The 12,669-nt window shown below is 74.7% G+C and carries 10 protein-coding genes and 1 pseudogene; 10 read left to right on the top strand and 1 reads right to left on the bottom strand.

Annotation, left to right across the window (positions count from 1 at the left end):
- The first annotated feature begins 108 nt into the window (after positions 1–108).
- From ACTWP5_RS15090 to ACTWP5_RS15050, 9 genes and pseudogenes are all read left to right on the top strand, one after another.
- Positions 109–1,092 carry an SMI1/KNR4 family protein gene (locus ACTWP5_RS15090; RefSeq protein WP_443221442.1) on the top strand — a complete coding sequence of 328 codons (984 nt, stop codon included), beginning with the start codon at positions 109–111 and terminating at the stop codon, positions 1,090–1,092.
- Between the two features lie 4 nt (positions 1,093–1,096).
- On the top strand, positions 1,097–3,556 hold the full coding sequence (locus ACTWP5_RS15085; protein ID WP_443221441.1) for an SUKH-4 family immunity protein: 2,460 nt from the start codon (positions 1,097–1,099) through the stop codon (positions 3,554–3,556).
- Between the two features lie 79 nt (positions 3,557–3,635).
- A pseudogene (gene glmU / locus ACTWP5_RS15080) lies at positions 3,636–5,108 on the top strand (bifunctional UDP-N-acetylglucosamine diphosphorylase/glucosamine-1-phosphate N-acetyltransferase GlmU); the annotation flags it as partial.
- A 209-nt stretch (positions 5,109–5,317) separates the two neighbouring features.
- A complete protein-coding gene (locus ACTWP5_RS15075) occupies positions 5,318–6,301 on the top strand; it encodes a ribose-phosphate diphosphokinase (RefSeq protein WP_443221440.1) in 984 nt (327 codons plus the stop codon).
- A 223-nt stretch (positions 6,302–6,524) separates the two neighbouring features.
- Positions 6,525–7,127: a 50S ribosomal protein L25/general stress protein Ctc gene (locus ACTWP5_RS15070; protein WP_443221439.1), complete on the top strand. Its 603-nt coding sequence runs from the start codon at positions 6,525–6,527 to the stop codon at positions 7,125–7,127.
- A 32-nt stretch (positions 7,128–7,159) separates the two neighbouring features.
- On the top strand, positions 7,160–7,783 hold the full coding sequence (pth, locus tag ACTWP5_RS15065; RefSeq protein WP_443221438.1) for an aminoacyl-tRNA hydrolase: 624 nt from the start codon (positions 7,160–7,162) through the stop codon (positions 7,781–7,783).
- 7 nt (positions 7,784–7,790) lie between these two features.
- Positions 7,791–8,630 (top strand): RluA family pseudouridine synthase, encoded by an 840-nt coding sequence (locus ACTWP5_RS15060; RefSeq protein WP_443221437.1) that lies wholly within the window; start codon positions 7,791–7,793, stop codon positions 8,628–8,630.
- A gap of 71 nt (positions 8,631–8,701) precedes the next feature.
- Complete coding sequence (locus ACTWP5_RS15055) at positions 8,702–9,280, top strand: hypothetical protein (protein ID WP_443221436.1); 579 nt, start codon at positions 8,702–8,704, stop codon at positions 9,278–9,280.
- Between the two features lie 239 nt (positions 9,281–9,519).
- The gene (locus tag ACTWP5_RS15050; RefSeq protein ID WP_443221435.1) at positions 9,520–10,230 is read left to right on the top strand and encodes an LPXTG cell wall anchor domain-containing protein; all 711 of its coding nucleotides are present in this window, start codon (positions 9,520–9,522) and stop codon (positions 10,228–10,230) included.
- Here the strand turns inward: ACTWP5_RS15050 and ACTWP5_RS15045 are convergent.
- Entirely contained in the window at positions 10,213–11,580 is a 1,368-nt protein-coding gene (locus ACTWP5_RS15045; RefSeq protein ID WP_443221434.1) for an MFS transporter, read from the bottom strand. The genes ACTWP5_RS15050 and ACTWP5_RS15045 overlap by 18 nt on opposite strands.
- Here ACTWP5_RS15045 and ACTWP5_RS15040 point away from each other — a divergent pair.
- Positions 11,573–12,601 carry a GlxA family transcriptional regulator gene (locus ACTWP5_RS15040; protein ID WP_443221433.1) on the top strand — a complete coding sequence of 343 codons (1,029 nt, stop codon included), beginning with the start codon at positions 11,573–11,575 and terminating at the stop codon, positions 12,599–12,601. The two genes, ACTWP5_RS15045 and ACTWP5_RS15040, sit on opposite strands and share 8 nt — an antisense overlap.
- Positions 12,602–12,669 lie beyond the last annotated feature (68 nt).

Genomic DNA, 12,669 nt, shown 5'->3' with positions numbered 1-12,669 from the left:
GGGGCTCGCCGGGGGAAGTGTCTTGGAAACGGGGACCCCATAGGCTGTGCCCAGCAGCGGGATGCTTCGGAACGTAGTGGACGCAGTGGGAGCAGGGGGCGTAACGCCATGACGACAGGTCGGCTCGGACAGCAGGCTCACCAGGCCGTGCCCCCGAACCGTGCCTACGCGGGGCAGGTCGTGCAGTTTCCCGACCCGGTGCGGGCGGCGCGCTATCCCGACGGCGTCCGCGTGGACCCCGAGGGGTACCCGGACTTCGCGCCCTACGCCAGAGCCGTCGCCGAGATCGCCGAGCCGCCCGACGGCTTCGGCATCGACGAGCTGCGGCTCACGGACTACGTCTCGGCCAACGCGACGATGCACGCCGCGGGGCACGAGCTGTGGGCGGACCTGCCGCCCGTGGCCACGCCCCACGGCTGGACCTGGCACCACGTGGCCCACTCACGGCGGCTGGAGCTGATACCCGCCGAGGTGAAGGCCCTGCTGCGCCACCACAGCGGCCTGTCGACCACGAGCGTGGACATCAGCAAGCGCGGCACCCGCCCGCTGACCGACACCCGCCCCGTGCACTTCGAGGTCGGGCACACGGTGGCGGTCGCCGAGGACCGGGTGCGGGCGGCCGAGGACAAGCTCGGGTACCGGCTGCCCGAGGCGTACCGGTCGTTCCTGAAGGCGGCCGGCGGCTGCGCCCCGGCGGGGTACGCGCTGGACGCGGAGCTCGGCCTCCTGGTCGACCAGCCGTTCTTCACCCTCCGCGAGGAGGCCGCCGTCAACGACCTCGTGTACATCAACAAGTGCCTGCGGGACCACCTGACCAAGGACTACCTGGGGGTGGCGTTCGTGCAGGGCGGCATCATCGCGGTGAAGGTGAAGGGCGAGGCCGCCGGCTCGGTGTGGCTGTGCCCCTACGACGACGCGCGTGACCGCGACGGCATGACCATCGAGCGGCGGGTCGCGGAGCTGCTGCTGCCCTGCGGCGCGGACTTCGACGCGTTCCTGCTGCGGCTGGTGGGCGCTCCGCCCGAGTTGGAGACCGTCGCCCAGCTGATGGTGGACGGCGGCTTCGCCCGCGCCGTCGCGGTGGAGGAGTGAGGACATGGTCACGTTCGCACAGGCGCAGGAGCGCGCCGACCGGTGGGTGAACGGCTCGCCCGACGTCGATCCGCGCCGCGAGGTGCGGGTGCGGGAGTTCGACCTGGGTTTCGTGGCCTGGGCCGAGGAGGCGGGCGGCGCGCCGGCCAGCGGCGGGAAGCTCGTCATCGCCCGGGACAGCGGCGACACCACGCTGTGGCCCGCGCTGCCGGTCGCCGAGGTGATCCGGCGGTACGAGGAGGTCTACGGGTCGGGGCCGACGCCGGCGGCGGACCCGTCGGCGCCGCCGCAGCGGGTGGACCTTGAGGCCACGTCGTTCCTGCTGACGCCGCCGCAGTGGCTCCAGGACGCCGCCGACCGGGTGCTGGGGCCCGATCCGGGCGCCGCGTCGCGCTCGGGCGGCCCGGCCGACGCCCCCGGCCCCTCCCCCGCGCCCGCCGCACCGGCCACACCCGCCGCGCCCGTCCCGCCCGCCGTGCCGGCCCCGGCACCGGCCCCGCCGGCACCGGCGCCGTCCGGGGGAGGCGACACGCCGTGGCCGGCGCCCGCCGGGGCCGCGGAGCCGCCGAGCGGCGGCACGCCCTGGCCCGCCGCCGGCGCGGGCGCGCCCGGCGCGCCCGGCCAGCCGGCGTCGCCCTGGGACGCCACCGACACCTCGGGCAGCGGCGCGGACGCCGAGTCCGTCGCCCCGCCGATGACGGTCTTCTCCGCACCGGTCGTGGACGACCCCGACCGGCCCCGACCGCCGTCGGTGCCCTCCGAGGCGCGGACGGCCGTCATGCCGCAGGGCAGCTCGCTGCCGAAGACGGCCGTCCACCCCTCGATGCGCGAGGAGCCGTCGCAGCAGTCCTCGCCGTCGCCGACCCCGCCCCCACCGCCGGCCGCTCCCCCGGGCACGCCGCCCGGCGCCGCGTCGTTGCCGCCACCGATCCCCGGCCCCGGCGGCACCGGCGCCGCCGACCTCGCCAGTGCCGACACGGCGCGGGCCACCGACCCGCAGCGGTCCGGCACCAGCGGCGGCCTCGGCGCGCCGGGCACGCCGCCCGGTGCCCCGGGTGTCCCCGGTGCCCCCGGCACCCCCAGCCGCGGCCTCGGCTCCGCGCCGCCCCCGCCGGCGCCGCCGCCCGCGCCCCTCTCGGCCTCCCGCCCCGGCACGCCGCCCCCCGACGACTCCACCCCCTACGTGGCCACGCAGATGGTCTCGGTCGACGACATCAGGGCGGAGGGCCAGCGGTCCCAGACGCCGCCGCCCGCGCCGCCCCCGTCGGGGCAGGACGTCCACGGCGCGGCCACGGTCTTCGCCGCCAACGCGACGCTCTCCCCCTCCACGCCCCTGGCCCCGGCCGCGCCCGGCGCCCCGTCCCCGCCCTCGCCTCCCCCGGGGCCGGCGACCCCGCCGGGACCGCTGCCCCCGCCGGGCGCCACACCACCGGGCGCCACGCCCCCCGGGCCCGGCTCCGGATACGGCTACCCCCAGCCCACCGGCCAGCCCACCGTCGGCTCCGGGTACATGGCGGTGCTGCGCTACCGCGCGCCCGACGGCTCCGAGCAGCAGGTCATCCGCCGCTCCTCCCCCGGCATGCCGCACCCCGAGTGGCAGATCCTCCAGGAGCTGCGCGCCCAGGGCGTCCCACCCCAGGCCGTCCTCGAACTCCACACCGAGCTCCAGTCCTGCGAGGTCCCCGGCGGCTACTGCGCCCGCATGGTCCGCGAGACCTGGCCGCAGGTGCGGATCACCCACACCGCCTCCTACGGCCAGGACCTGGCCTCCCGGCAGGCCGGCGTGCGCCACCTCGTCGAGCACCAGGACGAGCTCCAGCAGTTCGCCGACGGCCCGCCCCGTTCGGCGCCGGTCCGCGCGCCGCTGCCGCAGGCGCAGCCCGCGCCCGCGATCGGCCTGGACCTGATCGGCCGGGAGCTGGCCGAGGCGTTCGGTCCGCAGGCCGTCTTCCGCTACGACCCGCAGTCCGCCTCCCGGCAGGGGGTGCCCGAGGTCGTGTCGCAGACACTGACGTGGGCCGGGCTGCCGCTGGAGATCGCGCCGTTCTTCTGGGCGTTCGCGCAGCCGGGACGGCCGGTGCCGACGCTGGCGGAGATCGCGACGGAGCGCGGCGTGCATCCGGCGCCGGACGCCGGCTCGTACCTGGTGATGGGCACCGACTTCGGCCGGCAGCTGTGCGTGCAGTACGGCACGGCGTACATCGTGGCGCTGCCGCTGGAGGCCGGCCCCGGCGGTCAGCCGGTGCCGCCGCAGTTCGTCAACGCCTCACTGCCGCAGTTCGTCCGCTGCATGGCGCTGCTGGGGCGGATGTGGCGGCTGCGGTACGGGCTCACCCCCGAGCAGGCCGGGCACTGGACCACGGACTTCCAGGCACAGCTGGCCTCGCTCGACCCGCAGGCGGTCGCCGATCCCGAGAGCTGGTGGTCGGTGCTGCTGGAGCAGATGTGGGACGGTCTGTTGTAGTCGTCGCGGGCTGCTGTAGCGTTTCTGAGGTAACGGAACGTAACGTGCACCACGCAACGAAGGGCCCGACGTGAGCACCATCCGCCCCGACGCCACCCCTGAGGTCGCCCCCGACGCCGTCGTCGTTCTCGCCGCGGGCGAGGGGACGCGCATGCGGTCATCGACCCCGAAGGTGCTCCACGAGATCGGCGGGCGTTCGCTGCTGGGCCACGTCGTGGCCGCCTGCGCGGAGCTGACGCCCGGGGCGCCCGAGCGCGTCGCGGTGGTCGTCGGGCACGCCAGGGAGCGGGTCGCCGCGCACCTGGCGGAGCACGCCCCCGGGGTGCGCACGGCCGTGCAGCACGAGCAGCGCGGCACGGCGCACGCGGTCCGGGCCGGCCTGGAGGCGCTGGCGGCGCAGGGGCTGGTGCCCACCGGCACGGTGGTCGTGACCTGTGGCGACATCCCGTTGCAGACGGCCGACACCCTCACCGCGTTGGCCCGGGCGCACGTGGCGGAGAAGAACGCCGTGACGGTTCTCACGATGGAGGTGCCCGACGCCACCGGGTACGGCCGGGTGGTGCGCGGCGAGGACGGCTCGGTGCTGCGGATCGTCGAGCACCGGGACGCGGGCGAGGCCGAGCTCGCGATCCGCGAGGTCAGCTCGGGCGTCTTCGCGTTCGACGGGCGGCTGCTGGCCGAGGCCCTGGGCCGCGTCGGCTCGGACAACAGCCAGGGCGAGGAATACCTGCCGGACGTGCTGTCGATCCTGCGCGACGACGGCCACCGCGTCGGGGCGCGCCTCGCGCCCGACCACCGCGAGCTGGTGGGGGTCAACGACCGCGTCCAGCTGGCGCACGCCCGCCGCCTGCTGAACGAGCGGGTCCTCACCCGGGCGATGCTGCTCGACGGCGTCACGATCGTGGACCCCGCCACCACCTGGGTCGACGTCACCGTCACCTTCGAGCCGGACGCCGTGGTCCACCCGGACACCCAGCTGCTGGGCGTCACGCACGTCGCCGCGGCCGCCGAGGTGGGTCCCGGCTGCCGGCTGACCGACACCGTGGTCGGCGAGGGCGCGGTGGTGCGGCAGGCCGTGGCGGAGGGGGCGCGGGTCGGGCCCGCGGTGCGCGTCGGCCCGTACGCGTACCTGCGTCCCGGCACGGTGCTGGCCGAGGGCGCGAAGGCGGGGACGTTCGTCGAGCTGAAGAACGCCGACGTCGGCGCCGGCACGAAGGTGCCGCACCTGTCGTACGTGGGGGACGCCACGATCGGCGAGCACACCAACATCGGCGCCGCCACGGTCTTCGTGAACTACGACGGCAGGGACAAGCACCACACCCGGATCGGCTCGCACTGCCGGACCGGCGCGGACAACATGTTCGTCGCCCCCGTGACGGTCGGGGACGGCGCGTACACGGCGGCGGGGTCGGTCATCACGCACAACGTGCCGCCGGGCTCGCTCGGCGTCGCCCGCGGCCAACAGCGGAACATCGCGGGCTGGGTCGCCCGCCGCCGGCCCGGCTCGGCCGCGGCCAGGGCGGCGGCCGATGCGCTCGCCGAGGCCGAGGGCGGGACCAAGCCCGACGAGAGCGGAGGCGGCGCGGGCGGACGCCAGGACACCGAACGCTCCGATGTCAAGCCCGCCGAGCTCACGCCCGAGGAGCACTGAGCGCCACCCCCTCCCGTACCGTTTAAGGTGCCCTACCGGGCAGATGGCCGCGAACCATCCCTCACCACCCCATGATCGGCGCCCCGCAGCGGACGGCAAGGAGACCTACTGTGACCGGGATCAAGACGACCGGCGAGAAGAAGCTGATGCTCTTCTCCGGCCGCGCCCACCCCGAGTTGGCCGAGGAGGTGGCCGAGCAGTTGGGCGTGACCCTGGTCCAGACCAAGGCCCGCGACTTCGCCAACGGTGAGATCTACGTGCGCTTCGAGGAGTCGGTGCGCGGTGCCGACTGCTTCCTGATGCAGTCCCACACCGCCCCCATCAACAAGTGGATCATGGAGCAGCTGATCATGCTCGACGCCCTGAAGCGGGCGTCGGCGCGCAGCATCTCCGTGATCATCCCGTTCTACGGCTACGCCCGCCAGGACAAGAAGCACCGGGGCCGCGAGCCGATCTCCGCCCGGCTGATGGCGGACCTGCTGACCACGGCGGGCGCGGACCGGATCATCACCATGGACCTCCACGCCGACCAGGTGCAGGGATACTTCGACGGCCCGGTGGACCACCTCTTCGCGCTGCCGGTGCTCACCGAGTACATCTCCAGCCGGGTGGACAGGAAGCGGCTGACGGTCGTCTCCCCCGACGCGGGGCGGGTGCGGGTCGCCGACCGGTGGGCCGACCGGCTCGGCGCGCCGCTCGCGATCGTGCACAAGCGGCGCGACCCGGACGTGGCGCACCAGGTGACCGTCCACGAGGTCGTCGGCGAGGTCAGGGACCGGGTGTGCGTCCTCGTGGACGACATGATCGACACGGCCGGCACCATCTGCGCCGCGGCCGACGCCCTCTTCGCCAACGGGGCGGCCGACGTCATCGCCGCCGCCACGCACGGGGTGCTCTCGGGGCCGGCGGCCGACCGGCTGAAGAACTCGCGGGTGAGTGAGTTCATCTTCACGAACTCGCTGCCGACGCCCCGCGAGGTCGCCGGCGGGCTGGACAAGGTCACGGTGCTGTCGATGGCGCCGACCATCGCGCGGGCGGTCCGCGAGGTCTTCGAGGACGGCTCGGTGACCAGCCTCTTCGAGAGCGGGGCGTAGCAGGCCAGGTCGGGGCGGGTGGGGCTCGGTAGCCCCGCCCGCCCCGCCGCGCGTCGGGACGTCGCCGGCCGGTCGGCCGGCCCCGGCGGCCCCGGTAGACTGGCCAGTCGCACGGCGAGGGAGGCCCGCAGGGGCTCATCCGTTATCGACGCGCTCTTCGCTCTTCGTGGCAGGGTGCCTCCCCTCCGTCCCAGACGAGAACCACCGACACGAGGAGTACGTGATGGCTGACGTGAAGATCGCGGCCGAGGTCCGCAGCGAGTTCGGCAAGGGAGCCTCCCGCCGCAACCGGGCCGCCGGCAGGGTCCCGGCCGTCATCTACGGGCACGGCACCGAGCCGGTCCACGTGACGCTGCCGGGCCACGAGACGATGATGGCGCTGAAGGCGGCGAACGTCCTGATCACCCTGGACATCGAGGGCCGCGAGGAGCTCGTGATCCCCAAGGCGGTGCAGCGCGAGGCCATCCGCGGCTTCCTCGTCCACCTCGACCTGCTCGTGGTGAAGCGCGGCGAGAAGGTCACCGTCGAGGTGCCGATCCACGTCGAGGGCGAGCTCGCCCCCGGCGGCGGCCTGCTGGAGCACGTGCTGAACGCGCTGCCGGTCGAGGCCGAGGCCACCCACATCCCCGAGTCGGTCACCGTCTCCGTGGCGGGCCTGAACGTCGGCGACTCCGTCCAGGCCAAGGACGTGCCGCTGCCGTCGGGCACCACGCTCGCCATCGACGGCGAGGACGTCGTGATCCAGGTGCTCCAGCCGCAGGCCGAGGAGCCCAGCGGCGAGGCGCCGGCCGAGGAGGGCGAGGCGGCCGAGGCGTCCGCCAGCTGACGGGCGTCCCCCGCCTGGCTACGCTCGATGTCATGACGGACACCCACGACAGCGGCACCGGCTCCGCCCTCGGCTCGGACGACCCCTGGCTGGTCGTCGGCCTGGGCAACCCCGGGCCGCGGTACGCCGCCACCCGGCACAACGTCGGGTTCCTGGTGGCCGAGCTGCTCGCCGATCGGATCGGCGGCACGTTCCGGGCGCACAAGTCCCGCGCGCTCGTGGCCACCGGCCGCCTCGGCGGCCCCGGTGGGGCCGGCCCGCGCCTGGTGCTGGCCAAGCCGCTGTCGTTCATGAACCTCTCCGGCGGGCCGACCTCGGCCCTCGGAGCGTTCTACAAGGTGCCCGTCTCCCGGCTCGTCGTCATCCACGACGAGCTGGACATCGGGTACGGAGCGCTGCGCCTGAAGCGCGGCGGTGGTGACAACGGCCACAACGGGCTGAAGTCCGTCACCGCCGCGCTGGGCCGTGACTACTACCGCGTCCGGTTCGGCGTGGGCCGGCCGCCCGGCCGGCAGGACGCGGCGGCGTTCGTGCTGAAGGACTTCTCCACGGCCGAGCGCAAGGAGCTCGACTACTTCGTGGACCGCGCCGCCGACGCGGTGGAGACGCTGGTCACCCGCGGTCTCGAACCGGCGCAGAACACGTTCAACTCGTGAGCGGCGCATGAGCTCTCCCCGCCCCTCCCCCGACGCTCCGGGGCAGGCGCTGAGCTGGCGAGAGGTGCGTGAGCGCCACGTCGTCTTCGAGGACGAGGCGGTCCTCGCCCTGAACAAGCCGGCGGGCGTGTCCGTCATGGGCGAGCGGCACGCGGCCACGGATCTGGTGCGGATCGCCGCCGAGGAGGGCGGCGAGCGCCTCTTCCCCGTGCACCGCATCGACAAGGTGACCTCGGGCCTCGTCCTCCTCGCCAAGGAGCTGCGCCACCACGGCGGTCTGACGCGGCAGTTCTCCCGGCAGACGGTGGACAAGGTCTACCTCGCCGTGACCCGGCGCCAGCCCGGGGCGCGGGAGCTGCCCGGGCGGGGCACGATCGACCTGCCGTTGACCGTCGGGCGCAAGAACCGCGTCCGCATCGCGGGGAACCGCGAGGACATCACGCGGGAGCCGGCGGGCGAGGGCGCCACGTGGCGGCTGCCGCCCGACGCCGTCTTCGCCGACCGCCGCACCTACCCCTCCCTCACGCACCTCGTCCGGGTCTGGCAGGCCGAGGACGGTGACCGCGCGCTGCTGGCGCTGCGCCCCGTCACCGGGCGGCGCCACCAGATCCGCGTCCACCTCGCCTGGATCGGCCACCCCATCGAGGGCGACCCGCTCTTCGAGAGGACGACGCGCGACGCCGCGAGCCTGCACTCCTGGCGCCTGTCGTTCGACGCGGACTGGGCCGGCGGCGCCCGGATGTGTCTCACGGCGCCCCCAAACGCCGCTTTCTGGCCAGATGTCGCGCCCGGCCCCTCCCACACCCTTCCAGACCGCGTGGAGGACGCCCTCGCCGCCCTGCGCTGAGCCTTCTGCCCCAGGTCGGGCGTCGACGGGATGCTTGACCGTACGCGGCGCCGTGGCCAAGGATCGGCGCCATGCCCGCCTCCGCTTCGCCCGACATCGCGTCCATGGCCGATCCCACCAGGGACCCCGCCACGACGGGGCCCCTACCCACGGTCCGCCGCAGCCGTGGCCGCCGGGCGCGAGAGAGCGCTTTCGGGGCGCTGCTGCTGTCGCGGTTGGCCTTCACGGGCCTGCTGGTGGTGCTGCTGCTCGTGGCGGGTGTCCGCGCCTCCTGGGAGACCGCGCAGCACGCCATGGTCGCCGAGGGACGCGAGCGCGGCACGATGACGCTCCTGGAGTGTGACGACGAACGGTGCGTGGGCCCCTTCGCGCCCGAGGCGGGCGAGAGCGGCACCCCGCGGGCCGAGGTGGTGCTGCCGGAGACGCTTGGCCGGGATCCGGGAGATGAGCTGTCCGTCGCGCTGCGCCCGGGAACCAACGAGGCGGTGCGCACGGGGCTGTCCGGGATCCTCTACGCGTGGCTGCCGCTGACCGGCGCGCTGCTCCTGGCGGGCATCGTCACGGCCGGCGGGCTGCGGATGTACCGGATCGGCTGGGCGACGGCCGGAGTCGGCCTCGCCGCGCTGACCGTGACGTTCGCGCTCTGGTAGGCCGTCGACGCGCCGCCTTCGCCGGATCGTTACCGGCGACCTTCCGGACACCGGGGACCAACACGACCGAAGGCACAATACGGGGCTTGCCTCCGTCGCGACGTGACTGAAAACTGACTGACCCCCCACCGCGTCGTTCCGTCCGTCCGCCTCTTTGAGTCTTCGTCAGGTCTTTTCGGTCTTCTCCCGGCTTCGGCCGGTACCCGCCACTGTTCCACGCAGTCGAAATGGATGACGTCATGCGCACACTGAGCCGTCTGGGCACGGCGACGGCCTCCGCCGCCCTGCTGTTGGCCGCGTCCGCCGCCCCCGCCCTCGCCACCGGTGACCAGCACGAGGTGGGGCTGCACCAGCCCACGCCGATCAGTGCCGACGACCCCGAGTTCGCCCACGACACGTGCCCGGGCGTCCCGGCCGGCAGCGACGGCTGGCACTTCGTCCTCCCCGGCAACTCCACCACCTTCGTGGAGCTGCGCGTCAGCTTCTCCCCCGGCGGCGAGCAGCTCGTCACGAGCTTCGGCCCGCCGAGCGACAAGCACGCCTACGTCGCCTCCGAGCCCGGCGCGGAGCTGGTCGCGGCCTCCGCGACCGTCGAGGGCGAGCCCGTGAACTTCCGGCTCTCCCACACCTGCCCGGCCAGCGAGGTCCCCACCCCGGAGGAGCCGGGCGAGGAGACGCCCGAGGAGCCGGGCGAGGAGACCCCCGAGGAGCCGGGTGAGGAGACCCCGGAGGAGCCCGGTGAGGAGACGCCCGAGGAGCCCGGCGGCGCGGCCGGCGGCAGCGAGAGCGAGGCCCCCGCGGTGCCCGAGGACGGGCAGGGCGACGACACCGACCTCGCCGACACCGGCTCCAGCACCCCCGTGCTCCCGATGACGATCGGCGCCGTCGCGCTGCTCGGCCTCGGCGGCTTCCTCGCGCTGCGCGCCCACCGCTCACGCTCCAGGGCGTAGCTCCGTCGCCTCCCGCCCCTCGCGCCGGATCACCATCACCATCACCGACGCCACGGCGCACAGCGCGCCCGAGGAGATCCACGCCAGGTCGTAGTCGCCGGTGGCGTCGCGGATGGCGCCCGCCGTGAAGCTGACGACGGCGGCGCCGAGCTGGTGGGAGGCCAGTACCCAGCCGAAGACGACCGTGCCGTCCTCGCCGAAGTGCTCCCTGCACAGGGCGATCGTGGGCGGCACGGTCGCGACCCAGTCCAGCCCGTAGAAGACGACGAAGAAGAGCATCGGCGGCTCGACCGACGACGCGAAGAGCGCCGGCAGGAACAGCAGCGACAGCCCGCGCAGCGCGTAGTAGACCGCGAGCAGCCGGCGCGCGTCGTACCGGTCGGTCAGCCAGCCCGAGAGGACCGTGCCCACCAGGTCGAAGACGCCGATGACGGCCAGCAGGGAGGCGGCCACGGTCACCGCCATGCCGTGGTCGTGGGCGCCGGGCACGAAGTGCGTGCCGATCAGCCCGTTCGTCGAGGCCCCGCAGATCGCGAAGCTGCCGGCCAGCAGCCAGAACACGGGGCTGCGGCTGGCGTCGCGGAGCGTGGTCAGCGTCCTGCGGGCCGCGCCGGGCGGTGGCGGGGGCGGCGACACGTAGTCGGGACCCGCGCCGTAGGGCAGGCGGCCCACGTCCTCGGGCCGGTCGCGCAGCAGCCACAGCACGAGCGGCACCACGGCCAGGGCGGCGCCCGCGACCGTGAGGGAGGCCACGCGCCATCCCGGACCCTCGGCGAGCAGCCCCACCAGCGGGAGGAAGACCAGGTTGCCCGCGGCGCCGCCGGCCGTGAGCACCCCGGTGACCAGGCCCCGGCGGGCCACGAACCACCGGCCCGCGATGGTGGCGCCGAAGGCCAGCGCCATGGACCCCGCGCCGAGACCGACCAGGACGCCCCAGCAGAGCACCAGCTGCCACTGGCTGGTCATGAAGACCGTCAGGCCCCCGCCGGCCGATATCAGCAGCAGCGCGCCGGACACGACGCGGCGGATGCCGTGGCGCTCCATCAGGGCGGTGGCGAACGGGGCGGTGAAGCCGTACAGGAGGAGGTTCACCGAGACGGCGAGGGAGATGCCGCCGCGGGACCAGCCGAACTCCTCGTGGAGCGGGTCGATCAGCACCGTCGGCGTGGCGCGGAAGCCGGCCGCGCCGATGAGGACGAGGAAGCCGACGCCCGCCACCCACCAGGCGGGATGGACCCGCTCGGCGCGCTGTCGTGGAGGGCTGCTCGGGGCCGACGGGATGACGCGTACTTCGTTCACCCGGCGATCCTCCGTCGGGCCGCTCACCCGTTCGAGTGGCCCGATGGTCATGTTGTGCAAGGATCGGGCCATGACCGCCCAGCGCACCAGCGTCTTCCGCGAACCCGGCAGGCACCGGGTGGCCGTCCTCGTCCGGCCCGGCCTGCTCTCCATCGAACTGGGCATCGCCCACCGCATCATGGGCATCGCCAGAACGCCCGCGGGCGACCCGCTCTACGAGGTGGTGACCTGCGCCCCCGTCCCTGGCGTGCTCCGCACGGACGCCGACTTCACCGTCACCGTCGAGCACGGTCCCGAGGCGGTCGCCGAGGCCGACACCGTGATCGTGCCGGCCTCGCACAACGCCGACGAGACGATGCGGGAGGGCTGCCTCCCCCCGGAACTGGCCGACGCCCTGGCCCGCCGGGGGCCGGGGACACGCATCGCCTCCATCTGCTCGGGGGCGTTCGTGCTGGGCGCCGCCGGCCTGCTCGACGGCCGCCGGGCCACCACCCACTGGGCCTACGCCGACCTCTTCCGCCGCCTCTTCCCCCGGGTGCGGCTGGACCCCGACGTCCTCTACGTCGACGAGGGCGAGGTCCTCACCTCGGCCGGCGTGGCCTCGGGGATCGACCTCTGCCTGCACATGGTCCGCTCCGACTTCGGCACGGCCGTCGCCAACTCCGTGGCCCGCCGCACGGTGGTGCCGCCGCACCGCGACGGCGGGCAGGCGCAGTTCGTGGAGCGGCCCGTGCCCGCGCCGCGCGTCCACACCACGGGCAACGCGCGGGCCTGGGCGCTGGACCGGCTGGCGGAGCCGCTGACCCTGCGGGAGCTGGCGGCGCGGGAGTCGATGAGCGTGCGCACCTTCACGCGGCGGTTCCGTGAGGAGACCGGCATGTCGGCGCAGCGCTGGCTCACGCAGCAGCGCGTGGAGCGCGCGCGGCAGCTGCTGGAGGAGACCGACCTGCCGGTGGACCGGGTGGCGCGGGAGGCGGGCTTCGGCACGGCGACGTCGATGCGCCAGCACCTGGCGGCCGCGCTGGGCGTGTCCCCGTCGAGGTACCGCCGCACGTTCCGCGCGGGAGCGTGACCCGGACGGCCGTGCGAGGCGGAGCCCTCCGGCGGGCGGGGGACGGGGCCGTGCGCGCCCCCGTCCCC

Source organism: Streptomyces sp. 4N509B (genome assembly GCF_052245655.1).
In the GTDB taxonomy this organism is placed as follows: domain Bacteria; phylum Actinomycetota; class Actinomycetes; order Streptomycetales; family Streptomycetaceae; genus Streptomyces.
Note: the sequence above shows the minus strand (reverse complement) of the source record. Positions and strands in the feature narration are given on the sequence as shown.